Origin of the sequence: Salinicola sp. MIT1003 (genome assembly GCF_001858555.1) — a bacterium.
Classification (GTDB): Bacteria; Pseudomonadota; Gammaproteobacteria; order Pseudomonadales; family Halomonadaceae; genus Salinicola; species Salinicola salarius.
Map to the genome: position 1 here is coordinate 225,111 of NZ_MCAP01000011.1, position 23,392 is coordinate 248,502.

The following is a 23,392-nucleotide window of genomic DNA, read 5'->3' on the forward strand; positions in this document are numbered from 1 at the left end:
GCGTCTTGTGTCGGGTATGATCAATCCACGCAACGATAGTGAAAGACGGACTCAAATGCAAAAACTGATCAGCACGGTCGTACTCCTCCTCGCAGTCTCTCTCGTCGCAGGCTGCAGCTACTTGGGCGTCTACAAGAGGGACATCCCGCAAGGCAATCTCATCACGCAGGATATGGTGTCGCAACTGCACACCGGCATGAGCCGTGAACAGGTCGCCTACATCATGGGTACGCCTCTGATGGAAGCCCCGTTCTCGTCGGATCAGTGGGACTACGTCTTCTACCTCGACAAAGCCTACGGCGGCACCGTGCAGAAACGCCTGACGCTGACGTTCCAGAACGACCAACTGACCGATATCGCCAAGTCCGGCGATATGGATTCGGACGTCGAACTGAACCAGGACGGCGGCCCCGGGCCGGCAGTCGAAGGAGCCGGCGAAGGCGCACCGGTACCGCAGATCGGCCCTAGCGGCATCTGAAGCGCTGACGATTCCCGGCAATGAATGGGCGGCTAGCGTGAAGTCACGCTGGCTGCCCGCTCGCGTCTTGCCTGCTTGGGATCGATCTCGAGCGGCCGGTAGACTTCGATCCGTTCTCCCTCGAGCGGCGAATAGTCTTCCGGTGCTCGCAGGCGCTCGCCAAATATGCCCAGCGGTGCCGTCGCGAAGTCGAAGCCTGCCCATGCCGAGTGTCTGGTCGGCAAGTCGGCGAGCATGACTGCTTGCCTGGCGGACATATCAGGCTCGAGCGAGAGCCGCACGATGATCTGATGTTCCGGCGTCGCGAACGCGACTTCGACATTCGTCATCAGATTGCCTCCTAACGCCCGTAGATCTGATCGGCACGCCGCGTGAAGGCGTCGACGAGCTGGCCCGCCACCTGCTGGAACAACCGGCCAAACGCCATGCCCAGCAGCCGATTGCTGAACTCGAAACTCATTTCGAGCTCTATCTTGCAGGCATCCTCTCCCATCGCACGGAAGTACCAGCAGCCGCTCAGCCGCTTGAAGGGGCCATCGACGAGCGACAGATCGATGCGTTCGGGACGCTCGAGATCGTTGCGGGTCGTCACGCTCTGCTCCACACCGCCTTTGGCCAGGGTCATTCGACCGACCAGGTAGTCCTCTCCCTGCTCGACGACGCTGGCTCGCCGGCATCCGGGCAGAAACTCGGGATAGCGTTCGAAATCATTGACCAGTTCAAACATCTGTTCCGGTGTATGCCGAACGAATGCAGACCGATTCACATTGGGCATAGAGGTCTCCACTGATTTATCGCCCCGACATGCGTATCATGGGGCACCGTTTTCGATGCTTGAATGGTATCACGGCTGCCCTCATAACCAGGCTTCACACGATACTCGCCAATGCCGCTCTCTGGCGTCTGGCGTCATGAAGCGCAGAACGCGGCGTGCCAGAGTGCAGCCATTCATCATACCGCCCGAGGGCATACCGGATATCGCCGTAAAGAGGTGTCATGGGTAAGAAAAAAGGCAACGCGCCAAGCAGCAACACGATCGCCCAGAACAAGAAGGCTCGGTTCGAGTATCACATCGACGAAACCTTCGAAGCCGGCCTGGCACTGGCAGGCTGGGAGGTCAAGAGTCTGCGCGCCGGCAAGGCTCAACTGACCGACACCTACATTCTGGTCAAGAATGGAGAGGCCTGGTTGCTGGGTAGCCATATCATGCCGCTCAATACGGCGAGCACCCACGTTCTGGCGGACCCGACCAGGACACGCAAGCTGCTCCTGCATCGCAAGGAGATTGCCAAGATCTTCTCGAAGACGCAGGAAAAGGGCCACACCTGCGTGCCGCTCAAGCTCTACTGGAAGCAGAACCTGGTCAAATGCGAACTGGCCCTGGTACGCGGCAAGCAACTTCACGACAAGCGTGCCACCGAGAAAGAGCGCGACTGGAATCGCGAAAAGGCACGGGTCATGCGAGATCACGCTTGAGCATGATATTTACCCTGAATGTTCGAGATTGCACTTGATATGGCGTGGGGTCGCCACCATCTGGTAGAATGAAAGAGTTGTACGGGGGCGACATGGCTTCGACGCCGGTGACAATCCCTGAGGTGCATGCCGAGAGCGTAACGTATCTCGTAAATCCAACGTTGCAATTGAATAGTCGCAAACGACGAAAACTACGCTCAGGGCGCACTGGCAGCGTAAAAACTGCTAGTTGTTAGCCTGGCCCCAAAGCGATGTGCCCATTCATCGTGGCGGGGATACGAGCTAAAGCTGATGGGACCGCGGATGTCAGCGCTCTCCTGACATTCGTTAAACCTTAGAGAGATCGCAAGGTGCCATCCTGCCCGTCGGAGTGCACTGCGTTAAATCAAAAGACGGAACTAAGCATGTAGAGCTGATGGGCGAGTGCCGGCGGACGGGGGTTCAATTCCCCCCGCCTCCACCAAACACCAAAATTCAGATGCTTACCAACGCCTCTGAATCCCCTTCAAAGCCCCGCCCTGTGCGGGGCTTCTTGTTTTCTAGTGCTTACCAGTGCTGACGTATATCTTGCCCTTCGTGTATGCCGTGGCGTATGCTTCAAGAATAATAGAACCACGAGCATACAGGCATGAAGCGATCCCAGATCAAGCGTCGCCCCTTGGCAGATACCGTGCTGGCCGCACTGGAGCCGGAAGCGAAGGTTTACCGTGAGCATGACGGGAACGGCCTCTATCTTCGCGTGAAGCCCAACGGCTTGAAGTCGTGGGAGCTGCGATACAAGAAGCCGGATGGCAAATGGTCGTGGATTGGTCTGGGCAGTTACCCCGATGTCAGCGGTAGCGCGGCACGTGAGAAGGCGGCGGAATCCAAGGCAGACGCAGCCAACGGCGAGAATCCCATCATCTCGAAGCAGGAACGCAAGGCCCGAGAGTTGGAAGCCAGCAATAGCACCTTCGAGGCTATCGCTATCGAGTGGTATCAAGGCAAACGCCAGAGCTGGAGCGATGGCACATCCAGTAGAGTGCAAGGAGCACTGGAGAAGCATGTCTTCCCTGTGTTCGGTAAGCGTGCCTATCGTGAGATCAAGCCGATGGAATGGCTGGAGTTCCTGCGCGAACTGGAGAGGACCGGCATCATCGAGCAGACCAGCCGCATCCGTGGTATCTGCAAGGATGTCTATGATCTTGCTTGGGTGACTGGCCGCGCCGATTACAATCCGCTTGAGGGGCTGCACAAGCACCTCACCACACGGCGAGCAGAGAACTATTCCCACGTCAGCCGTGACGAGTTGCCCGCTTTGCTGCGCGCCATCTCCGCCTACCCACACGCCGATGACGTGCGTCTAGGTCTGTTTCTGCTGTCCCGCCTGGCCGTTCGGCCATCTGAGCTACGCGAAGCCCGCTGGGATGAATTCGACTTCGACAAGGCGCTGTGGACAATACCCGCGCACCGCATGAAGCGCCGCCGCGAACATGTCGTACCATTGCCAGAGCAGGCGATTGACGCTCTCCAGCATCTCCAGCGCTTGACCGGCTACCAGCCACTACTATTCCCCGGTCGTAACGACAAGACGACGCCCCGCTCTAATACCGTCTTCATCATGGCATTGCGCCGTCTGGGCTATCAGGGGCGCCAGACAGGCCACGGCTTCCGACATATCGCCAGTACGATCTTGAATGAGCAGGGATTCAACGCCGATCACATCGAAGCGCAGCTATCCCACGTCAAGGATGGTGTGGCTGGTGTCTATAACAAGGCGGTCTATCTGGAGCAGCGCCGCCACATGGTTCAGTGGTACGCCGACCATCTGGATCAACTAGAGAAAGGCAATGTCGTGGAACTGGTGAGGCGGGCATGAGATTAACCATTGAGAACGATTTTTTAGCTCGCTTCTTTGACGACTATCGCAGCTCAGAGTTAAAGGATTCTCCCCAGCTTCGGGACTTCGTAGTCCGCTCGCTGCATAACTGGAATTTCTCTTGGCAAGGCAAGCAAAGTCGAGATGCATGGGATGCCGGGAAGGCGCTGCAACCTTCCGCTACGAAGCTGCGGAAAGCCCTAAGTAATCTGGAAGAACGGCACACGGATAGCTTGGAAAGCCTGATCCTAAACGACGTTGCCAGACGTTACGGCGTTGACCCCACTTATGCCACGGATTACCTGTTTTCAGTTCTTACTGCTTTGGAGCTATACAGCGAGCACCTGGAAATACAAGAGGTTCCCAGGACCAGCGATCATCGTAGCACCGCACAGAAGCTAGACTTTCTCGATTGGAGCCTTGTGTCTTGGCAGAAATGCGTAGGGGAGCCAGCGAAAACAAACGCGGAGACCGATGCCTTTTTCATCGCCTACTCGATCATCTATCAATTGCTGACTGAGAAAGGCGACGAGATCAGCATCACGATGGTCAGGAAGCAGAGAAAGAAGCTCGATAATGGCTATCGGATCATCTGAGCACAGACGAATAATCTAAATCCGGCATTTATCCAAAATTTAGAACGTATAAGGCAAAGAAGACCAGATTTACCGTTTAAGCGTCATCCATAGGAGGCGCTTAAATGCATATAGAATCACTTCCCACCGACCAGCAACTAATCTCCCAGCCGTCGCTCTATCGCTCGCTCGATATGTCCCGCGCTGGACTGGAGAAGCTGCGCAAGAACGATCCCACCTTTCCCCGCCCGATCAAGTTCGGCGAATCCCGCCAGAGCTGCGCTTATTACATCGTTGGCGAAGTGAAGTCGTGGCTTGAAGCGAAAATGAGCCAGCGAGGTGCCGCATGATGACCTTGCGATACCTACCAGTGCCGGGATATGCTTCGACTGTCGCGGCAAAATCCGTGACCGGGTTTAGCAGCCTGAAACCAGAATGGCGCACAAGCGCCCCTCTCGATGGCGCTTTTTTTGCGTCACCGTTATGGGTGACGGTGCGTGGGAGCCTTCGGGCTGCCGGTGTCCATTCTGGCCGGTCTGCTAACCCGCGCATCGTCTCCCACCCCTCGTTTAGCAGCGAACTGGGAGACTCCACACAGAATGGAGTCACACCAATGGCAATCCGCCTGTACCCCGCCCGAAAACCGTCCAAGTCCCGCGCTTTAGCCCATCGAGCGATGGCCAGGGCTGCGCTTTTCTCCAATTCCAGCACCGCCGTCAGGCTACGCCGATACAACGATCACATGGATCGTGCCCGCGCTCTCGAAGCCCAGCTTCAGGAGGTGGCCCAATGACTACGCCAACCAAAATCGAAGCCTACCTTCCCGCCGAAGCCGTTGCCGTGCGTCCTGACCTAATGCCTGGCGTCAATATCGACGCGATGACGGCGACGATCAATCACGTCCAAGGCGCTATCACTGCCGTCGAGGTGCTGCTGGGCGAAGCCTGCGAAGACCGCCCATCCGATCACGTCCTGTCCGCGATGCTGGCTGGCGTGGAGACACAACTGGCCGTGCTAACCGCGCTGTGCAATCACGCTCACGTCACAAGCGAGCCGAAGGCCGGGGAGGATGAATGATCGAAGTCCACATTCATGCCCAGCGCCAAGCGATCCACGTCGAAGCAGCGAATGCAGACGAAGCGCTATATCAGGTCGACCGGGATGACGCTATCGCCCTGGAGCCTGCGGGTACTGGCTGGGATGCCGTTGTCTGGGATCGCGACGAGTGCCTGATTATCCGGCAGCACGCTGGGACGCGAACGCTAGCGCTCAATCGTGGCGTTCAACGCTATCAGGCATTGATGGAGCGGCGGGAGATTGCCAATGGCTGAACAAAGAAAAGCGCCCGTCCCCAATGGAGAGCGAGCGCCTATCAATTCTGTGCCCGACGAGTATATCTCGCCCTACCTTCGCCGCAAAGCGATACCGCTGGCGTCTCTGCGAGCGGCTACGTCTGCCCGTATCCAGATACGCGGCGAAGTGCTGTTCCGCGAGCTAGTAGACGCGGCTGGCGATCATCGCGGATGGGAACGAATCTGGCCGGACGGCACCAAGAAGACCGCCTATGGCTCGACTGTCCGTGCCACCTTCACGCCTTTTGGTTTCCGAACGGGGCCTGACGTGCTGCGCCTTCGAGGAACGCTGATCGTCTGTGCTGGCCTGGCTGACGGTTTCAGGATCAACGAAGCCACTGGCTGGCCGGTCGCGTGCGGTGTCGGAGAACCTGGGCTAAAAGCACTGGCGGATTGCCTGTTCACCTGCGCCCCGCACGTTGACCTGCTAGTGGCAGCGGATGCCGATGAAGCTGGCATTCGAGCCGCCAAGGCGACCGGACGGCGCTGGGTCGTACCGGGGGAGGTGTCCCATGCGGCATAAAGACTGGAGCGACGTGTTTCAGGCCGAGGGAAGCGCGGCGATCAAGGCCCAGTTCGATAATCCTTTCGAGGAGCCAGAAGCCGACGAGCAACAACCCCCCATCGCCAACGAAAAGCCACGACCACTGCCCACTAGCCTGCCGCCGGTCCAGCGTTTCGAGCCTGACATGCTGCCCGACGAGCTTCGCGACTACGTGCTGGACGTTTCACGGCGTATCCAGTGTCCGCCGGAATACTGTGCGGTCGCGGCACTGACGCTACTGTCGGGGCTGGTCGGCCACAAGGTGCGAATGCGGCCCAAGCAGCATGACGACTGGGAGATTGTCATTGTGCTGTGGGCTGCCCTGGTGGGCGATCCTTCCGCGATGAAGACGCCAGCCATCAAGGCGATGCGCTTCGCCATCGACGCTATCGAGGCAGACGCCAGACGCGAGCATGAGAAAGCCTTGGCTGACCATATGGCAGAGATGGAGTTATTCGACGTGGCAAAGGCCGCATCGAAGAAAAAGGCCAAGGATCGCGCGAACAAAGGCGATATGGATGGTGCGAAAGCCGCCCTGGCCGAAGCGGTCGAACCCAAAGCACCCAAGCCCGCTGAACGGCTGATCTTCAACGATGCCACGGTCGAGAAGGCCGGCGAGCTGATGAACCAGAGCGAGAGCCATCTCACGGCGCTGCGCGATGAGCTTGCTGGTCTGCTATCACGGCTCCAGCAGGAGGACGCCAGCAGCGAACGAGCGTTCTATCTGGAGGCGTGGAACGGGGATTCACGGTTCACCTATGACCGCATAGGACGCGGACACATCGCTATCGAACGCTGTGCTCTCAATATCCTTGGCGGCATTCAGCCGACGAAGCTGGCCCCGATCATTCGAGGCGCACGCGGTGCCGTCAACGATGGTCTGATCCAGCGCTTCCAGCTTGCCGTCTGGCCCGATCCTGTGCGGGATTGGAAGTGGATTGACCGTGCTCCCAATCCCAAGGCCAAGGAGCGCTTCGCGCAAGTGTTCTACCGCCTTCACGGTATCGACTTCGGAGCGGACGAGAACGGCAACCCGCCCGCCTGGCGCTTCACGCCCGAGGCGCAATCACTGTTCGTGGAGTGGATGACCGAGATCAATCTCGAATGCCGCTCTGGCACGCTTTCTCCACTGATGGCTGAGCACCTGCTCAAGATGCCGAAAACGGTAGGCAGCCTGGCGCTACTGTTCGCGGTTATCGACGGCGAGCAAGGCAGCGTTAGCGTTGATTCCACGGCGAGAGCACTGGAATGGGCCGACTATCTTCGAGGCCACGCCGAACGCCTATACAGCGCCGCGACCAATAGCGGCATCGAAGGCGCGAAGCTGATCCTCAAGCGTCGATCGAAGCTGCCCAATCCGTTCAAGACCAAGCAGGTACAGCAGCGCGGGTGGCAAGGATTGGATACCACCCCAGCGGTTCAAGACTCCATCGACGTGCTGGTGGAGCACCGCTACCTAACAGAAGTGGAACGCCAAACGGCTGGACGACCAAGAATCGACTACTGGTGGCACCCCGATTACGTCCCGGCAAAGGAGGAAGCGTAATGGGTCGCTGGCTCGAAAAAATCAGAAATGCCGAGGTAGACACCCCCCGTAAACCACCCAAAAGCCCTTTAGGGGGTTTAGAGGGGGTGGCAGAGGACGCTTTTTCCGAAAAAAACGAAGACAGCGCACCCGTCACGACAACCGACTGGATCGAATGGATCGCCGAACGCTGCCCGGTGCTGCCGGAGGACAAGACCCACGTCGCCCGTGGGCTGTTCCGACTCCATCCGCGCATCCAGCAACGGCTGGCAGAGCGTTACGTCGATGCCTGGCGGGAAGGCCATGATGCCGAGCCCAGTTCCGTGAAGCAGGAAAACGCCGGTCGCCGAGCGGCCAACATCATCATCACCAAACTTTTGAAAGGTGACGAACATGTCTGACATCGAAGCAATGCAAACCGAAAACGAAGCCCTGAAAGCCAAGAATGCCGAGCTACTGGGAAAACTCCGCAAGGCCAAGGATGGTGGCGGTGAGTCACAAGAACGGCTCGGGGCCCTGGAAGCAGAGAATGAGCAACTGAAAGCCGAGATTCATAAGCTGACCTTCGAGAACCCGGTAAATGAGTTCTTCAAGAATGTCTGCCCGGCTTCCAACGCGCTACGGCAAACATTTTCGGATCACTTCGATATTGCCCGTGGCGATGATGGAAAGTTCTATATCAACGACAAGGATGGCAATCCGATGCTGAAAACCGTCAAGGTGGGGCAGTATGGCGAGGAACATCATCCGCGAGAGTTGACGTTCGATAACCTGTATGACCTGGTGGACGAACACGGCCTGGACGATCTTTGGTTCTTTATGCCCAAACCCACGGGAAGCGGTGCGCCCGGCAGCACTCATAGAAACGCATCACGCCCACCGGCCAATGACGATAAACCCGCTGACAAGCCGTTAAATCGCCCACAACTTGGCATGCGATGATATAATGAATCCACTGTCTGACGGCCCTGATGGGGCCGTCTTTCAGCACCTCCGCCCTAATGGGGCAACGCCCACCAGCCGCGCAGCGTTGGTAATCAAGCCCTGATGGGGCAACCTCCAAGACTGATGGTCTGTGAGAATCACTAAACCCTATTTTTTGTAGGTGATTCCCATGACGACAACACGCCTGACAGATATTATCCAGCCGCAAATTTTCACCGATTACATTCTGCAAGAGACGATGCAGAAAACGGCACTGTTCCAATCCGGTGTCGCGGTGAATAACCCCGAGATCGCCCGACAACTTCGCGCTGGCGCTCACGCTTTCAACGTCCCGTTCTGGCTCGACCTGGGCGATGATGAAGCCGACATCGTGAACGACGATCCCGATATTCACTCCACGCCCGCCAAGATCGGCAGCGGCAAGCAGATTGTGCGCAAGTCATTCCTGCACAAGTCCTGGTCGCATATGAATTTGGCTTCCGAAATCGCCGGGGATAACGCCCTGCAGCGCATCCAGAGCCGCGTTACCGCCTACTGGGACCGTCAGATGCAGCGACGCCTTATCGCGTCTCTCAACGGCGTTATGGCGGGTAATATCGCCAATAACGCGGGCGATATGGTGCTGGACATTACCGGCGAGACTGGCGCGGCGGCTGTCTTCGGTGCCGAGGCCGTCATCGACGCCACTGGCACGCTGGGCGACTCGCTGAGTAACCTGACCGGCATTGCGATGCACTCCGCCATCTACCGCCGTGCGCTCAAGAATGACCTGATCGAGTTCATTCCCGACAGCCAGGGCGGCACCATCGCCACCTTCCGGGGACTGGCGACCATCGTGGATGATGGCCTACCCGCTGACACCGAAGCCGGGGAGTTCACGTCCGTGCTGTTCGGTGCTGGTGCCGTGGGCTACGCGCTGGCCGAACCGACCATCGCCGAAGGCACGCAAACCGAGGACATCCCGTCCGCCGGTCGTGGTGGTGGTCAACAAATCCTGCATTCTCGCCTGAACGTCGCGATTCACCCGGCTGGCTTTAGCTGGGCCGAAGGCGACATTGCCGACGAGTCTCCGACCCTGGCCGAATTGGCCGATCCGTCGCACTGGCTGCGCACTGCCGAGCGCAAGGCCGTCAATCTGGCGTTCCTGAAAGCCAAGATCGCTTGAACCGGATATTCCCCACCGAAAGGTGGGGATTTAGGAGATTCGTTATGGCTGGTAAACCCGACCGCGTGAAGTGCACCGCTTCACAGAAGAAACCCCCGAAGCACACTGCCGACAAGGTTCTGGAGATGTCGAAAAACGGCGTCTCGATCAAGGGCATCGCCCACGGGCTGAATATTTCCGCCGATCTGTTCCGCGCCTGGCGTGAGAACTACCCCGAGATTCAAAAGGCACTGGATGAAGGCCGCGAGCGTGAGCATGGCGAACTGCATGGGGCGCTGATGGATCAAGCCCGCGCCGGTAACGTCACCGCGTCCATCTTCCTGCTGAAATGCCGCCACGGCTATCGAGAAGGCGATCAAGGCGATCTGGCTAACCGCGTGTCAGTGACCTTCAACCTACCGGGGCCGCAGTCCGTCGAAGACTTCTCCAAGGTGATTAATGGGGAGGTGGATCGTGGAGACGATTGAACTCAACGGCTTCCAACAGAAGGTGCTGGCGCTGCCCGAGGAATATGACGTGTTCCTGGGTGGTGGCCGTGGTGGCGGCAAGTCCTACACGCTGGCCCTGCTGGCGATGCGTCACGTTGAAATGTACGGCGATCGCGCCCGGATTCTCTATCTTCGGCGAACGTACAAGGGGCTGGCTGACTTCGAGCTGATTACCCGAGAGCTGTTCGGCATGGTCTACGGCACTGGCGCACGCTACAACGCCGGGGAGCACGTCTGGCGCTTCCCCAACAACGGCTATATGGAACTGGGCCAGCTCGAGAGCCACGCCGATTACACGAAGTATCAGGGCCGATCCTTCACCCTGCTGATGGTGGATGAAGCCGGACAGTACCCGTTGCCCGACCTGCTGGACATCATGCGATCCAACCTACGCGGCCCCGCCGATATGCCGGTCAGAGTCGTGGTGGCAGCCAACCCCGGCGGCCCTGGGCATCACTGGCTGGCGAAGCGCTACGTCTTTCAGGAGAAGCCGTGGAAGCCGTTTCATGAAGACAAGTCGAAACGCCAGTGGATCTACGCGCCCTCGACCTTCATCGGCAATCAGTTCATCGACACCGCGCAGTATCGTGACCAGCTCCAGAGCGCGTGCCCGGACGATCCCGAGCTGTTACGAGCGTGGATTGATGGCGACTGGGCGGTAAACCGTGGCGCGTACTTCGCCAACGTCATCGACGAGAACCGCAACGCCACCGCGCCGTGGGATCACATCCCCGAAGACTGGATTGTCTATCTCTGCCACGACTTCGGCTCCAGCGCCCCGTCAGTGACCTATATCTGTGCCGTGTCGCCCGGTGCTATTGGCCCGGATGGTCAGCACTACCCGAGAGATTCGATTGTCCTGGTGGACGAGCTGGCGACCAATCGCCGGGAGAACCTGAACGCGGGGCTAGGCTGGACCGTTCCCGTTCTGGCTGACGAGATCAAGAAGTGGTGCCTTGAGTGGGACGTGAAGCCGAAAGGTGTGGCTGACGATGCCATCTTCGCCCGTACCGGCTCTGGGGCTGGCAGCATCGCCGACGAGTTCCGCAAGGAAGGCGTGAGCTTCGAACCTGCCCGCAAGGCGGATCGCCTGACCGGCTGGAACATCATGCGCCGCCTACTCGCCGAAGCGGGGAAACCGGATCGCCCTGGGCTGTATATCGCCCGGCACTGCAAGTATTTCTGGGACACCGTGCCTTATCTTGCTCGAGACCAGAAGCGCGTCGAAGACCTGGAGAGTACCGGCCCGGACCACGCTGCCGATGCCGTACGCTACGGCTGTCTGAGACGTGAACCGATGAGCCTCAAGAGTGTAGTGGTCGCTGGCTTCCGATAGCAGCGATGGGGATTAGTCGGCGAGTGCCCCACTTCAAGAAAACCCCGACAGCCTGCGCGTCACTTCGACATTGTGGCGGTGGCAGGCACTCCAAGGTGTGGCCGTTCTGACCACGCCTAAATATGGGAATTCCCACCTTTACCCGGTTTCAAACCGAAGTTTTACGACTATCTCGTAATAGCCGGGATTCCGGCGTTTTATCGCTGTGCAAATCTGCATGACGCCAATGGGCGGAAAACTGCGCTGATTACCGATGCGAAGATCGTCGCACCGAGGGGCTACGCCAATGGCGCACACCGTTAGGAAAAGGCTATTAGGAATGGCGTTCTGATAGGCGCTTTCGTGCGTTTGCCCTGAGCTAAAAAAGTGGGCGAAAAACGATCAATTCGATTCCCCATCTTTCCACCGAAAAGCACACTTAGCCTGCTAGCAGTCAGTACCGTGTATGCCCACGTGTATGCCCGTAAAATTTATCCTATAGATAACCTTTATTATTCATTGTGTTACTGGTTTGGTTATAACGACCCCGCCCAAACATGAAAAAGCACCCGATCGGGTGCTTTTTTTGTGCTTGTGTTTCCAGATGCCAGCTGACGACGTTTCTCAGGCAACCGACGCCATGGCGGCCTTCTGCCGTTGCACGGCAGACATGGCGCGCTCCAGATCATCGTTCTTGCACTTGAACGCGGAACAGTCAGCGCAACGAACATCTTCGGACGCCTCATGTAGCGTCGGCAGCAAAAACCGTTCCCCACCACAAACGTTGCAACGTAGACCCAACGTGACTTTTAGCATTGTCGTTCCTTGGTATGGGCCCCTTGATGGATGGCCTTGTTGTCATGTCACGAGCTGATGCTTGAGACTCCGGTGAACTTCAAAAGAAATGGTACGTTCAATGCGCTGCTCGACAGCGATGCCCAGCGCGGCTCATCCTGCCAGTAGCGTAGTCATGAAACCGTGATACGGCTCACAGCTCGCGTAGCGACTCATCCTCTGCAGCAGCTTGACTCTCTCGGCCGCCGGCACGGCTTGCACGGCATGGTCGAGATTGGCCTCGGCCAATGTCTTGATGACCCGTCCGGGCGTGGCCAGGTAGCGTTCGTTGGTCTGCAGGATCACATGATCCGCAGCTTCATGCTCGACGACTTCATGAACATAGCTGCCAGGCAGATTGACCACGACGACCCGTTGGAAGACGTTGGCGAACAGCAGCGCAAATCCCCCGGCGCCGGCCGAAGAGCCACCGAAGATGACCAATGTCCGGGCATGGATGGGCTTGGAATTCTCGAAGATCGTAATGTTGCCGGTGCCTGGGAGATAATTGGAAAAACGACAGTACACACCGCTCTCCTCCCGAAAAACGGCGACGGTCGACAAGGATTTGGCGGGAGGATCCATCTTGGATCCCAGGTCACCCACGACTTCCCGCTGTTCGAAGGCGTACAGCGAAGCGAAGTCGTCATCGAAGCCGAAATGCCGCATGCAGGCAAGAAACGCAAGATAGGCACCGCGGCCACTCCAGTGCGTGTCCGTAGGGTAATAGCTATCCGGCTCCGCCTGCATCGCCGCCACGGGATTGCAGTAGTCGATCTTTTCTGCCTGGAGGAGCTTCTCGACCTGCTCGGTAGGCGTGATGCTGGCTTTCTCGTAAGGATAATATTCCGGCCTGACCTTTTCCTTGGAATTGGCGATCAACAGCAATAGAGAGCGCTGCCGCTGAAGCGGTCCGATCCCGTCAACGAAATGCCGCCATTGCTGCTTCTGCTCTGCGTCCAGACGCTTCTTGCCGGTGAACTGATCGATACTGGCGTTGGTATCGTTGGCGAGGAAGAGCCACCCTTCGCGCCCTTCGAGGACTTCCATGACTGGTGCCAACGAAAAGCGCAAGCATTCGTAGACTCTGCCGTTCTTCAACCGGACGCCAAGTGTCAGGTCCTGAGAGAAATCGAAACGGTACTCGAAAGTCCAGCCAGCCTCCTGGGAGGGCGTACTCGGTTCGAGCGTGGTGAGCGCAAGGCTGACCGCTCCATCTGGAGCCGAGACGAGCAATTCCGGCCGTTGATCCTGACGGGCATCGATCCAGCCGCGAATTCGATAATGGCGAAAGGATTCGAGCGTCGCGATCCGCTTCTCGCCTTCATCGACCTCCCAGCGAATCGTGATGGGTGCCGCCAGTTGCTGCGCCGTCAACTGGAATTTCTTTGCTTTCCGGCTGGCAATGACGTCCTTGAGATCACTAAGGACAGGGTTTCCCGGCTGTCTTTCCAGCCCCAGGTTGACTGTATGGAGCGCAGCACTGAATTGTTGCGCCGCGAGCCAGGCACGTGCTTGACGAACATAGACCTGATGCGGGAAACCCTCGCAATGATCGATGATGAACTGCCATCTCTCGGCAGCCACCGGCCATTCTTTCCGCGTCATTGCCAATTCGGCATAGGAAATTGCCAGTTTGAGAGAAGGCTGGGAGGATGCCTGCAGGGCAACGGCCATCATCTCTTCGTGCTTGGCAGTCTCGCCGGCACCGTCATAGGCACGCATCAACGCCTCGACGATATCGGAGCTATCGTCTCCTGCCTTGAAAGCGGGCTCCAGCAAGGCAATGGCACCCGAAAAATCGCCTTTTTCCAACCGAGCAGAAGCCTCGGCCAGCGGCTCGGACGTCCCCTCGATGCGTTCGGCAACGGAAAAAGAATTCATAACGGCTCCCTGATGGTTGCAACGGAAGACTCCGGGCGAGACGCTGACGATATGGCGCCGTCATGATGGTTCAGCGCGCATTCGCCATCGCATGCCCTGCGTCATCCATGACGACGTCGGTCATGGTGCCCGTCCATGGCCCGGCACTTGCGCCGTCAATGCATCGCCCCGCACCGCCCTAATGCCGGATCCTGTCTCTGATCTTTCGCTTCATCGTCACTATATCCCAGCGCTGACCTGACTCGACATCGCCCGTCGGGCATGAACTTTTTCAGCGTACCGGGGCCAGTAACCTCATTGTTTACCACTACCGGCTCGGTGGCGTTCTCATCGAAAGCGGGTGGAGGAGGCAAGTCGTCGAACGACCAAATGCCGTACCCCGCTCTGGAAAACCCACCCGAATCGGCTAGCCTCACGAGATGGCCATCGCCCTGCATGGGCGTGTGAATTTGCCATTACCGATAAAGTGTTATCCTAAAAATGGTTAGGCTGGCTGCGTGTCGCCGAAATCGAACCGCCCACAAGACAAGGAGGTTGGAGCTTGATAGCCCTTCGCCCCGATCGCTGGCTCAGTCGCTGGCTATTGCTATTACTTTTGATATTCGCTGCTCCCGCATTCGCTCAGGAAAGCGGCACCGAAGGGCAATCTGCTCAGGATGGCCCTGCCTATTCCACCATGGCGGATCTGCTGGAAAATCCGGAATCGCGGCAAGCCTTGATCGATCAGTTGCGACAGCTGGCTTCTCGACAGGATTCCTCCGGCGATTCGCAAGCCGATGCGGCTCAGAGCGAGGGCACGGCCGACAACGCGGCCGCGAACAATGACGGTAGCGGCACCGCCTCTGGGCAAGATACCCAGACGGATGGCAGCGCCGCCAACGAAAGCGGCGAGAGTGCCGAGACAGTCACCTCCTTCCCTCGGCGGATGGCACAGATCACCAGCGATTTCGCAGGCGATATCGGCGGTCAGCTCACCAGCCTGGCGGCTTTGATCGGCGGTTTTTTCACCAGTGACAGCGCCGCCGCGAGCACCGGCCCGGCGTTCAGCATGAGCGATTTCCTGAGTGCAGCGATCGACCTTGCCCTGGTGATCATTGCCACGGTCGCCGCCTTCCTGATTCTGCGGGCCATCGCCAAGCCGCTGTTTTCCCGCTTCAGCCACTGGGCGCTTCAGGGCGAAGGGCGCAGCCACCTGTTACGCGTCATCGTGGGCGTGGTGCTGGCGGCCATCGTCGATATCGTCGTTGTCGTCCTCGCCTATGTGGCAGGCAATCTGGTGGCGACCTTTCTGGTCGGCGAAAGCGGCAGTCTCGACACGCGGCTCTCGCTGTTCCTCAATGCGTTCCTGATGATCGAGCTGTTCAAGTGCGCCTTGCGGATACTCTTCTCCTCGCGCCACGAAGGGCTGCGCCTGGTATCCATCGAGGACGGCCAGGCAAGGTACTGCAACCGATTCCTGGCGACACTGGCCAGCTTCATTGGCTACGGCATGCTGGTGGTCGTTCCGATCCTCAATGCCAACCTCTCGTCTGCGTTCGGCAAGGCGGTGGGCGTGCTGATCATGCTCGTTGCGCTGATCTGGTCGCTGAGCGTCGTGTTCAAGAATCGTACCGGCGTGCGCGACCTGATCATCGCCAAGGCGGATTCGGCACAGATGTCCGCATCGCGCGTGGCGCTTCGCCTGTTCGCGCGGATCTGGCATGTCCTCGCGGTGATCTACGCCGTCATGGTGTTCGCCGTTACGCTGCTGCATCCCGAAACCGCGCTACCGTTCGTGCTGATCGCGACATTGAAGACGATCATCTACGTGGGCATCGGTACGCTCGTCTCCGGCCTGCTGACTCAACTCATCGGGCGTCGTATCGACCTCGGCGACAACATGCGTAAGCGACTGCCGTTGCTCGAACCGCGCTTGAACTCTTATATCCCGACGCTGCTGAAGATCGTCCGCGCCATCATTCTGATTGCGGTGGTGATGTACACCCTGGATGCCTGGGGCGCGTTCGACCTCGCCGCCTGGTACGCCAGCGACGCGGGATCGCACACCGTGGCGACCGTGATTCAGGTCATCCTGATCCTGATCATCGCTGCCATCGTGTGGATTGGCCTGGCCAGTCTGATCGAGAACTACCTCAATCCCGAAACGGGTGGCGGCGCGCCCACCGCACGCGCGCAGACGTTGATGAGCCTGTTCCGCAACGCCCTGGCCATCACGCTGATCATCATGACCGTGATGATCGTGCTGTCTCAGATCGGCATCAATATCGGGCCGCTCATCGCTGGCGCCGGGGTACTGGGCCTGGCTATCGGCTTCGGTGCCCAGAAGCTGGTCCAGGATGTCATCACCGGGGTGTTCATCCAACTGGAAAACGCCATGAACACCGGAGATGTCGTCACCGCTGGCGGCATCACCGGCACCGCCGAGCGCATCAGCATCCGCTCCGTGGCGATCCGCGATCTGTCCGGCACCTATCACATCGTGCCGTTCTCTTCCGTGGATACCGTCTCCAACTTCATGCGCGAGTTCGGTAACCATGTCGGCGAATACGGTATCGCCTATCGCGAGAACATCGATTACGCCATCGAACAGCTGGAAGCCGCCTTCGAGGAGCTCAAGGCGAGCGAGGAGCATGGCCACAAACTGCTGGCGCCAATGACGGTGGCAGGGGTCATCGCGCTGGCAGACAGCTCGGTCAACATCCGCGTAGTGATCAAGACCACGCCGGGGGATCAGTGGGGTGTCGGGCGCGCCTACAACCGCCTCGTCAAGCTCTACTTCGACAAGGCCGGTATCGAGATTCCGTTCCCGCATACCACGCTCTACTTCGGTCAGGACCGCACCGGTTCGGCGCCGCCCGCCAACCTGCGCATCATGCAGGAGGACTTCACGATCGACGGCAGCCCCGCCGGTCAGCCGAAGGCTCATCAAACCGACGCGCCCACGGCGATCGAAGGCGAGAGCCGGTCCGAATCGACGCCGAATCAGCGAGCGCAGGACGAGACGCATCGAAAGCCCACCGATGACGATGTCGATGGCGACGAGACGGACGAGCCACGCTAGACCGTCAGCCGGAATCCTCTCGTCTCTTCGGGCCGCCTTCGGGCGGCCCTTTTCGTTTTCGCCTTGGTGTCAGGCAGTCGTCATCATGCCAGCGCCCAGCATGGCGGCGCCGCGCACGCCGCTGGCATCACCCAGGCGAGAGCGCATCACGTCGGGCACCTCGACCCCCGGGAACAGGTGTTCGGCAATGGCCGACGGCAGAGCGGCCACGAGGTCATCCATGGCCGACAGGCCGCCGCCGACGATGATCGCCTGGGGCGATAGCAGCTTGACCACATTGGCCAGAGCGCCGCCCAGCAACGCCAGATGACATTCGCGCGCGCGCCGCGCCGCGCCTTCCCCTGCCAGCCAGGCCTGATGCCACTGCTCGGCGGAGGCCGACCGGCCGCCAAAATGGCGGTGCAATCTCACCAGCCCGGGCCCGGCAATGTAGCCTTCCAGGCACGCCTCGAGACCGCAGCCGCAAGGCAACAGCGGCAGGTCATAGTGCCGGGCGGCCGCTGCGGGCAACGGCAGATGCCCCCACTCGCCAGCAAATCGCCCGGCGCCCTTGAGCAGCCGGCCGTCCACCATCGCGCCGCCACCCGCGCCGGTTCCCAGGATCGCGCCGAAGGCGTGCATCACGCCCTCGGCCGCGCCACCGGGCCCGGTTTCCGACACCACGAAGCAGCGGCTGTCGTTCTCGATGATGAAATCACGATCGAGATGCGCCGCCAGCGCCGTCTCCAGGACGAAGGGACGAAGCCCCGGCAGGTTCGCCGCCACCAGATGCCCCTGCTCATCGAGGACACCGGGAAAACCCAGCCCCAGCGAACCGCGTCCGCCATGACGACGATCCGCCTCTCGCACCAACCCGGCCAGCAGCGCCATCAGCGCCTCGCCGTCGTCCGCCGGCGTCGGCTCGCGCCAGCGATCGAGACACTGCCAATTCGGGTCGTAGATCGCGATCTCGATCTTGGTCCCGCCGACATCGATACCGTAATGCATGAATGGATCCTCAAACTGGGTAACGGTGACGTGACGGTGACCGACCGTACGAAAAAAGGCGCCCGCAGGCGCCCAGGAGAGCAATCGATCGTCAGCCGGATCAGCGCGTCATGTCGCTGGGTTGCGGCAACGCCGGCAGCGACTTGTCGAGCAGCGTCACGCTCTGACGGTAGTAGAGCTGGCTCTTGCTGTGATCGCCGAGGTTGGCATACAGCCGTGCCAGCTCGGCGCAGACGACCCCGCTCGGGCGCTGGCGCTGGCTCGCCTCGAAGTACTCCTGTGCCTTGCCCCAGTAGGCATTGCGCAGCGACAGACGACCCAGGGTGAGCAGCAGATCCGGATCGTTGGGGCGCTCCTGCAGCCATTTCTCGGCATAGGCCAGCTGGCGGGCGGCGTCGACATTGAGCAGACCGTAGCGCAGCACCAGCCGCGTATCCCAGTGCTCCTTCAGCGCATTGCGCAGCAGGCGCTCGGCATCGCCCTCTTCTCCGCCCTTGATCAGCGCTTCGGCATAAAGTCCGACCAGTTCCACGTCGCCACGCAGGTTATCCGGCATGTCCGCCCACAGCGAACGGACGCGCGGCAGATTGCCTTCCTGCTGCGCGGCCTGCACCAGAAGCTCGCGATAGACCCGCTGGTCGAGCTCACGACGTTCGTCTTCGGTGATCAAGCGATGCTTGTCGAGACGCGGCAGCAGTCGACGCATGCCATCCCAGTCGTTGACGCTGAGATAGGCCTGCTTGAGCAGCTTGAGCACCTGGGGATGCTCTGGCAGTTGCTGTTCCAGACGCGTCAAGGTCGCCAGGGCTTCTTCGAACTGCTGGCGATCCAGCATCAGCTGTGCCTGTACCAGCCCCACCGCCGTATCGGCGCCCTCGGTGCTGTGATGCGCCCGCTTGAGCAGCACGTCGGCCTGCTCGTAACGGCCCTGGTAATGGGCCGCCAGCGCCGCGGAGAGATAGTTGACCAGCGGCGTGCCGGAATCATCGGCCGCCTTGGTGAGAGACTTCTCGGCACGCTTCCAGCGGCCTTCCGCCAGCGCCACCAGCCCGCGAACGGTGCGCTTCATCGCGGTGCGGTGACGCGTACGGCTGTTCCAGACCTTGAGCCGGCTCACCGGACGGCGCAGGCGCGTCAATGCACGCAGCAGAAAATGCAGAATCAGGAAAGCGGCCAGCAGCAGGACACAGCCGAACCAGAAAGAGGTCTGGATGGAGGTGTCGCCAACGCGAATGAACCAGTAACCCGGCAGCGACTGCATCAACTGCCCAAACAGCGCGCCGACCGCCAGACCGAAGACGATCAGCAGGATCAGCTTTCTCATGCGCCCTCTCCCTGTGCCGATCCACTGGTACCGCCCTGTGCGACGCCGTTCTGTGAACCGCTTCCGCCCTGGCTCTCGCTGCCGTTGCCGAAGCGCTGCTCGATGAAGCGCTTGAGCAACTGCGAGGATTCGCTGATATCGGGCAGCTCCGGTCGAACCTCGTTGTCACGCAGGCTCTTGAGCTTGTCGATCGAGTTGGCCACGCCGTCGTTGTCGCTCGCGTAGTAGCCTTCGACCAGTTCGATCGCCTTGTCGAGGCTCGCCTGATAAAGCTTGGGTTCCGATTTCAGCAACGCCAGTTGCGCCTGTTCGAGAAGCAGCCGAACGTTCTGGCGCAGATAGGACTCCTGCTGCGGCGTGATCAGCGCTTCCAGCGGCTGGTCATGACGCCGCACGGTCACCAGATCCTTGAGCTCGCTGCCCAGCGTCGCCAGCTGCTGGCGCCAGCCGCCGGTCGGCTTGGCGTCGCCCTCGCCGGCGGCGATCTCCTCGATGTCCTGCTTCAGCGGCAGACGTGCCAGTTGCTCCTGCTGTGCCATCAGCGCCAGATAGAGACCAGTTCGGTCGATGACCGGCACGGAATCGAGCGAAGCCAGCTCGGACTGGATGGCTCGCCGGATCGGCACCAGGGCCGGGTTGTCCGCCTCGCGCAGACGCGCATCGGCGGCGTTCAACAGCGCCTTGGCGCCTTCGACGTCACGCTCGAGCTGCAGCCGCTGATTGGCCAGGCGCAGCAGATATTCGGCCTCGGCGTGCAGCCACTCCCGTGGGTCGGCCTGCTGCTGCTGGGCCAGCTCCTTGAGCACCTTGTCCAGGGTGTTGTCGAGATTCTGACGGTACTGATCGAACTCGCCACGCATCATTTTCAGGTTCTGCTGACGGTTCTGGTCGAGTTCGCCGACTTTCGACTCGAGCTGGTCGAGCGTGGTGCTGTTGGAACCGACCTGGCTCAACTGCGCCTGCTGTTGCTGAATTTTCTGCCAGCCCAGATACCCGGCGATCGCTACGGCAATCGCCAGCAGGACGACCAGAATCAGCGCCAGCAACCCCAACTTGGCCCCGTTGCCCCGTTTGCCGCTAGCCGTTGGCGGCGTACCGCCCGGTGGTGTGGCCGCGCCTCCCGTGGGCGGCGTTGCCGGACCCGACTTGCCGTTTTTCTTGCCGGCCGTGGCGCTGTTCTTGCCATTCGAGGAACCGGATTGAGCAGATGAGCCGGACGCAGCGGCTGCCGGAGTCGTGTTCGATGCGGTGGTGCCGGATTTACCTGGCTTGCTGGCGGTGTCCGGCTTGCTGGTGGCATCCGGCTTGCCAGTCGTGCCATCCGTGGTGGTCGGCTGTGCGACATCCGGCTTGATCGGCTCGGCCTTGGTCGAGCCGCTGTTGGCAGTTGAATCGGCAGGTGATGACGGCTGGCTATTGTCCGCGTTCGGCGCCGCCTTCGGGTCCTGTCCGGTCGGTTTGGCCGTGCCACCCGAGGTCTGCTCGCTATCGGATGTCGGTGCCGATGGCGGTTGCTGATCTTTGCTTTGCTTGCTCATCTACGCTTGCCTTTTTCGTGATCACCCTGATCGAAGATGGCGCCCCGCGGATCGAGCACCGCGCGGACTTCGGCGCTCAATGCCGCCGGGGAAGCGCCCGACGCCACATGAGGCGAGCCGAACCCCAACGTTTCCGCCAGTGTAGCCAACCGCGGACTCGAGACGATTAGCGGTTGGTTCAACGCAACCGGGCCACACCACGTGACCAAATGTTGCAATATTTCCCCGCTGGTCACCACCAGCGCGGCAAAATCCCCGTTCTCCAGCCACGTTCTCATGGGGGGAGAAGGCGGATGATAACGACGCCGGTAAAGCGAAACCGCTTCGACCTCGGCGCCGCGTTCACGCAGCCGTTCCTCCAGCAGTTCCCGACCCGATTCGCCACGAGCCAGCAGCAGGCGCTTACCGGCCACCACCTTGAGCGATGCCACTTCCAGCAGCCCTTCACTGTCTTCACCGTTCGCACGGGTGGGGATGACCGCCGGCACGCCCAGTTCCGCGTAGAGCGTGTGCGCGGTGGCTCTGCCAATGGCATAGAAACGCAGGCCCAGAGGCAACTGAGGCCAGTATGACGCAATGGCCTCGGCAAGACACGTCGCGGCCTGCGGGCTGACCACGATGATGCCTTGGAACAGATCGAGATCAAGCAGCGAGGTGCGAGCCGAGTCCGACAGCGCAACAGGCTCGAAACGCAGCACGTCGAGCGCGGCCGTGGCATAGCCGGCCTCCCCCAGCGCCCGCGCCAGCACCTCGCCGCGAGCCCCGGGGCGCGTCAGCAGCACGCGGTCAGGCATCACTCGTTACCGGCGCTTCCGTAAACCTCGGCAAGAATCTCGCCGGCGCCCTGATCCAGCAGGTCTTCCGCCACGCGAATTCCCAGCGATTCGGGCTCCATGGCCGATCCCCGGCTCTCGGCGCGCAGCACGACCGAGCCGTCGGGATGCCCCACGAGGCCGCGCAGCCACAGCGTATCGCCGTCGTTCTCGAGCACGGCGTAGCCGCCGATCGGCACCTGGCAACCGCCATCCAGCCGCGTGTTCAGGGCACGCTCGGCGCGCACCCGCGTCGCCGTCGCAGCGTGATCCAGCGGCGCCAACAGCGAAATCAGTTCAGCGTCGTCATACCGGCATTCGATTCCCAGCGCCCCCTGGCCACAGGCCGGCAGGCTCTCTTCCGGCGTCAGTTCCGCGGTGATCCGATCCGCCAGCTGGAGCCGCTGGAGCCCGGTCGTGGCCAGAATGATCGCCTCGAAGTCACCCGCGTCGAGCTTGCCCAGACGGGTCTGGACGTTGCCGCGCAGCGGCAGCACTTCGAGGTCCGGACGCCGCGCGCTGACCTGGAGCCCGCGCCGCAGGCTGGAGGTGCCGACGCGCGCGCCCTGGGGCAATGCCTCGACACTCGCGTAGTGGTTGGAAACGAACGCATCCGTGGGCGCGCCGCTTTCCAGAATCACCGACAACCCCAGGCCTTCCGGGAACTGCATCGGTACATCCTTCATCGAATGCACCGCCAGATCCGCGCGCCCGTCGAGCATCGCCTCCTCCAGCTCCTTGACGAACAGCGCCTTGCCGCCGATCTTCGCCAGCGGCGTGTCGAGGATCTGATCGCCGCGGGTGGACAGCGGCACCAGTTCGACATTCAGGTGCGGGTGAAACCGTTCCAGCAACCCCTTGACGTGTTCAGCCTGCCATAGCGCCAACGCGCTCTTGCGGGTTGCGATTCTCAATCTGTTTGCGTCGAGCACGCCGTTCTCCGAGTCTGAGGGAGAGTACCGTCGGCACCATTGATGGGTGCGTCCGGTTCGTCACCAAGTGGGCATTCGCGTTCGCGAACCTTGTCTTACATGATAGAGCAGTCGCTGGATGAGGAAAAATCGACCGCACCGTCGACTGGCCGGCCAAATTCGTCAGTGCCCCGGTGTACCGTTTCAGTGGAGTCTTTTACCGTTTTCCTTGCACCTCCTTTATCGTTTTCCTTGCACCTTTCTTTTACGGTTTTCTTTGTACTTGGCGGCGCGCTTTACACCGTTTTACACCGTCCTAT

At 60.3% G+C, this 23,392-nt stretch carries 23 protein-coding genes and 1 other RNA gene; 16 read left to right on the forward strand and 8 right to left on the reverse strand.

Annotation, left to right across the window (positions count from 1 at the left end; all coding sequences use genetic code 11):
• Nucleotides 1-55 precede the first annotated feature (55 nt).
• Complete coding sequence (locus BC443_RS06180) at nt 56-478, forward strand: outer membrane protein assembly factor BamE (protein ID WP_071230960.1); 423 nt, start codon at nt 56-58, stop codon at nt 476-478.
• Nucleotides 479-510: 32 nt separating this feature from the next.
• On the opposite strand, the gene BC443_RS06185 is transcribed toward BC443_RS06180, so the two are convergent.
• Together BC443_RS06185 and BC443_RS06190 are read right to left on the reverse strand one after the other, a co-directional pair.
• The gene (locus BC443_RS06185) at nt 511-807 is read right to left on the reverse strand and encodes an RnfH family protein (protein ID WP_071230961.1); all 297 of its coding nucleotides are present in this window, start codon (nt 805-807) and stop codon (nt 511-513) included.
• An 11-nt stretch (nt 808-818) separates the two neighbouring features.
• Nucleotides 819-1,253: a type II toxin-antitoxin system RatA family toxin gene (locus tag BC443_RS06190; protein ID WP_071230962.1), complete on the reverse strand. Its 435-nt coding sequence runs from the start codon at nt 1,251-1,253 to the stop codon at nt 819-821.
• 221 nt (nt 1,254-1,474) lie between these two features.
• On the opposite strand from BC443_RS06190, the gene smpB reads away from it, so the two are divergent.
• The 14 genes from smpB to BC443_RS06265 all read left to right on the forward strand — a co-directional run bounded on the left by smpB (nt 1,475) and on the right by BC443_RS06265 (nt 11,742).
• Nucleotides 1,475-1,954 (forward strand): SsrA-binding protein SmpB, encoded by a 480-nt coding sequence (gene smpB, locus BC443_RS06195; RefSeq protein ID WP_071230963.1) that lies wholly within the window; start codon nt 1,475-1,477, stop codon nt 1,952-1,954.
• An 83-nt stretch (nt 1,955-2,037) separates the two neighbouring features.
• Nucleotides 2,038-2,417: a transfer-messenger RNA gene (ssrA, locus tag BC443_RS06200) on the forward strand.
• A 165-nt stretch (nt 2,418-2,582) separates the two neighbouring features.
• Nucleotides 2,583-3,812, forward strand: coding sequence for a tyrosine-type recombinase/integrase (locus BC443_RS06205; protein ID WP_071230964.1), 1,230 nt, complete (start codon nt 2,583-2,585; stop codon nt 3,810-3,812).
• Nucleotides 3,809-4,408 carry a hypothetical protein gene (locus BC443_RS06210; protein ID WP_071230965.1) on the forward strand — a complete coding sequence of 200 codons (600 nt, stop codon included), beginning with the start codon at nt 3,809-3,811 and terminating at the stop codon, nt 4,406-4,408. The genes BC443_RS06205 and BC443_RS06210 overlap by 4 nt, the downstream gene beginning before the upstream one ends.
• Nucleotides 4,409-4,512: 104 nt before the next feature.
• Nucleotides 4,513-4,737 (forward strand): transcriptional regulator, encoded by a 225-nt coding sequence (locus BC443_RS06215; RefSeq protein WP_071230966.1) that lies wholly within the window; start codon nt 4,513-4,515, stop codon nt 4,735-4,737.
• A 439-nt stretch (nt 4,738-5,176) separates the two neighbouring features.
• A complete protein-coding gene (locus BC443_RS06225) occupies nt 5,177-5,464 on the forward strand; it encodes a hypothetical protein (RefSeq protein ID WP_071230968.1) in 288 nt (95 codons plus the stop codon).
• On the forward strand, nt 5,461-5,718 hold the full coding sequence (locus BC443_RS06230) for a hypothetical protein (protein ID WP_071230969.1): 258 nt from the start codon (nt 5,461-5,463) through the stop codon (nt 5,716-5,718). Before BC443_RS06225 ends, BC443_RS06230 begins: the two co-directional genes overlap by 4 nt.
• Nucleotides 5,711-6,262 carry a hypothetical protein gene (locus tag BC443_RS18490; protein ID WP_071230970.1) on the forward strand — a complete coding sequence of 184 codons (552 nt, stop codon included), beginning with the start codon at nt 5,711-5,713 and terminating at the stop codon, nt 6,260-6,262. Before BC443_RS06230 ends, BC443_RS18490 begins: the two co-directional genes overlap by 8 nt.
• Nucleotides 6,263-6,275: 13 nt before the next feature.
• Nucleotides 6,276-7,829: a YfjI family protein gene (locus BC443_RS06240; RefSeq protein WP_170835851.1), complete on the forward strand. Its 1,554-nt coding sequence runs from the start codon at nt 6,276-6,278 to the stop codon at nt 7,827-7,829.
• A complete protein-coding gene (locus BC443_RS06245) occupies nt 7,829-8,209 on the forward strand; it encodes a hypothetical protein (protein WP_139284249.1) in 381 nt (126 codons plus the stop codon). The genes BC443_RS06240 and BC443_RS06245 overlap by 1 nt, the downstream gene beginning before the upstream one ends.
• Nucleotides 8,202-8,750 carry a cell division protein ZapB gene (locus BC443_RS06250; protein ID WP_071230973.1) on the forward strand — a complete coding sequence of 183 codons (549 nt, stop codon included), beginning with the start codon at nt 8,202-8,204 and terminating at the stop codon, nt 8,748-8,750. Before BC443_RS06245 ends, BC443_RS06250 begins: the two co-directional genes overlap by 8 nt.
• Nucleotides 8,751-8,922: 172 nt before the next feature.
• Nucleotides 8,923-9,918 carry a hypothetical protein gene (locus BC443_RS06255; RefSeq protein WP_071230974.1) on the forward strand — a complete coding sequence of 332 codons (996 nt, stop codon included), beginning with the start codon at nt 8,923-8,925 and terminating at the stop codon, nt 9,916-9,918.
• 44 nt (nt 9,919-9,962) lie between these two features.
• Nucleotides 9,963-10,385, forward strand: a complete 423-nt coding sequence (locus BC443_RS06260) for a hypothetical protein (protein ID WP_071230975.1) — start codon at nt 9,963-9,965, stop codon at nt 10,383-10,385.
• Nucleotides 10,372-11,742 carry a phage terminase large subunit gene (locus tag BC443_RS06265; RefSeq protein ID WP_071230976.1) on the forward strand — a complete coding sequence of 457 codons (1,371 nt, stop codon included), beginning with the start codon at nt 10,372-10,374 and terminating at the stop codon, nt 11,740-11,742. The genes BC443_RS06260 and BC443_RS06265 overlap by 14 nt, the downstream gene beginning before the upstream one ends.
• Nucleotides 11,743-12,669: 927 nt before the next feature.
• Here the strand turns inward: BC443_RS06265 and BC443_RS06275 are convergent.
• Entirely contained in the window at nt 12,670-14,232 is a 1,563-nt protein-coding gene (locus BC443_RS06275) for a hypothetical protein (protein WP_170835852.1), read from the reverse strand.
• A gap of 748 nt (nt 14,233-14,980) precedes the next feature.
• Between BC443_RS06275 and BC443_RS06280 the strand changes: the two genes are divergently transcribed.
• Nucleotides 14,981-17,500, forward strand: a complete 2,520-nt coding sequence (locus BC443_RS06280) for a mechanosensitive ion channel domain-containing protein (RefSeq protein ID WP_083387245.1) — start codon at nt 14,981-14,983, stop codon at nt 17,498-17,500.
• Nucleotides 17,501-17,569: 69 nt separating this feature from the next.
• On the opposite strand, the gene BC443_RS06285 is transcribed toward BC443_RS06280, so the two are convergent.
• The 5 genes from BC443_RS06285 to hemC all read right to left on the reverse strand — a co-directional run bounded on the left by BC443_RS06285 (nt 17,570) and on the right by hemC (nt 23,093).
• On the reverse strand, nt 17,570-18,487 hold the full coding sequence (locus BC443_RS06285; protein WP_071230979.1) for an ROK family protein: 918 nt from the start codon (nt 18,485-18,487) through the stop codon (nt 17,570-17,572).
• A gap of 100 nt (nt 18,488-18,587) precedes the next feature.
• Complete coding sequence (locus BC443_RS06290) at nt 18,588-19,811, reverse strand: heme biosynthesis HemY N-terminal domain-containing protein (protein ID WP_071230980.1); 1,224 nt, start codon at nt 19,809-19,811, stop codon at nt 18,588-18,590.
• Nucleotides 19,808-21,349: a uroporphyrinogen-III C-methyltransferase gene (locus BC443_RS06295; protein ID WP_083387246.1), complete on the reverse strand. Its 1,542-nt coding sequence runs from the start codon at nt 21,347-21,349 to the stop codon at nt 19,808-19,810. The genes BC443_RS06290 and BC443_RS06295 overlap by 4 nt, the downstream gene beginning before the upstream one ends.
• The gene (locus tag BC443_RS06300) at nt 21,346-22,143 is read right to left on the reverse strand and encodes a uroporphyrinogen-III synthase (protein WP_071230981.1); all 798 of its coding nucleotides are present in this window, start codon (nt 22,141-22,143) and stop codon (nt 21,346-21,348) included. Before BC443_RS06300 ends, BC443_RS06295 begins: the two co-directional genes overlap by 4 nt.
• Nucleotides 22,143-23,093: a hydroxymethylbilane synthase gene (gene hemC / locus BC443_RS06305; RefSeq protein ID WP_071230982.1), complete on the reverse strand. Its 951-nt coding sequence runs from the start codon at nt 23,091-23,093 to the stop codon at nt 22,143-22,145. Before hemC ends, BC443_RS06300 begins: the two co-directional genes overlap by 1 nt.
• Between the last annotated feature and the right edge of the window lie 299 nt (nt 23,094-23,392).

Coding starts and splice junctions, on each gene's coding strand:
- BC443_RS06180 (WP_071230960.1), top strand. CDS start 56: ATGCAAAAACTGATCAGCACGGTCGTACTCCTCCTCGCAGTCTCTCTC.
- BC443_RS06185 (WP_071230961.1), bottom strand. CDS start 807: ATGACGAATGTCGAAGTCGCGTTCGCGACGCCGGAACATCAGATCATC.
- BC443_RS06190 (WP_071230962.1), bottom strand. CDS start 1,253: ATGCCCAATGTGAATCGGTCTGCATTCGTTCGGCATACACCGGAACAG.
- smpB (WP_071230963.1), top strand. CDS start 1,475: ATGGGTAAGAAAAAAGGCAACGCGCCAAGCAGCAACACGATCGCCCAG.
- BC443_RS06205 (WP_071230964.1), top strand. CDS start 2,583: ATGAAGCGATCCCAGATCAAGCGTCGCCCCTTGGCAGATACCGTGCTG.
- BC443_RS06210 (WP_071230965.1), top strand. CDS start 3,809: ATGAGATTAACCATTGAGAACGATTTTTTAGCTCGCTTCTTTGACGAC.
- BC443_RS06215 (WP_071230966.1), top strand. CDS start 4,513: ATGCATATAGAATCACTTCCCACCGACCAGCAACTAATCTCCCAGCCG.
- BC443_RS06225 (WP_071230968.1), top strand. CDS start 5,177: ATGACTACGCCAACCAAAATCGAAGCCTACCTTCCCGCCGAAGCCGTT.
- BC443_RS06230 (WP_071230969.1), top strand. CDS start 5,461: ATGATCGAAGTCCACATTCATGCCCAGCGCCAAGCGATCCACGTCGAA.
- BC443_RS18490 (WP_071230970.1), top strand. CDS start 5,711: ATGGCTGAACAAAGAAAAGCGCCCGTCCCCAATGGAGAGCGAGCGCCT.
- BC443_RS06245 (WP_139284249.1), top strand. CDS start 7,829: ATGGGTCGCTGGCTCGAAAAAATCAGAAATGCCGAGGTAGACACCCCC.
- BC443_RS06250 (WP_071230973.1), top strand. CDS start 8,202: ATGTCTGACATCGAAGCAATGCAAACCGAAAACGAAGCCCTGAAAGCC.
- BC443_RS06255 (WP_071230974.1), top strand. CDS start 8,923: ATGACGACAACACGCCTGACAGATATTATCCAGCCGCAAATTTTCACC.
- BC443_RS06260 (WP_071230975.1), top strand. CDS start 9,963: ATGGCTGGTAAACCCGACCGCGTGAAGTGCACCGCTTCACAGAAGAAA.
- BC443_RS06275 (WP_170835852.1), bottom strand. CDS start 14,232: ATGGCCGTTGCCCTGCAGGCATCCTCCCAGCCTTCTCTCAAACTGGCA.
- BC443_RS06285 (WP_071230979.1), bottom strand. CDS start 18,487: ATGCATTACGGTATCGATGTCGGCGGGACCAAGATCGAGATCGCGATC.
- BC443_RS06290 (WP_071230980.1), bottom strand. CDS start 19,811: ATGAGAAAGCTGATCCTGCTGATCGTCTTCGGTCTGGCGGTCGGCGCG.
- BC443_RS06295 (WP_083387246.1), bottom strand. CDS start 21,349: ATGAGCAAGCAAAGCAAAGATCAGCAACCGCCATCGGCACCGACATCC.
- BC443_RS06300 (WP_071230981.1), bottom strand. CDS start 22,143: ATGCCTGACCGCGTGCTGCTGACGCGCCCCGGGGCTCGCGGCGAGGTG.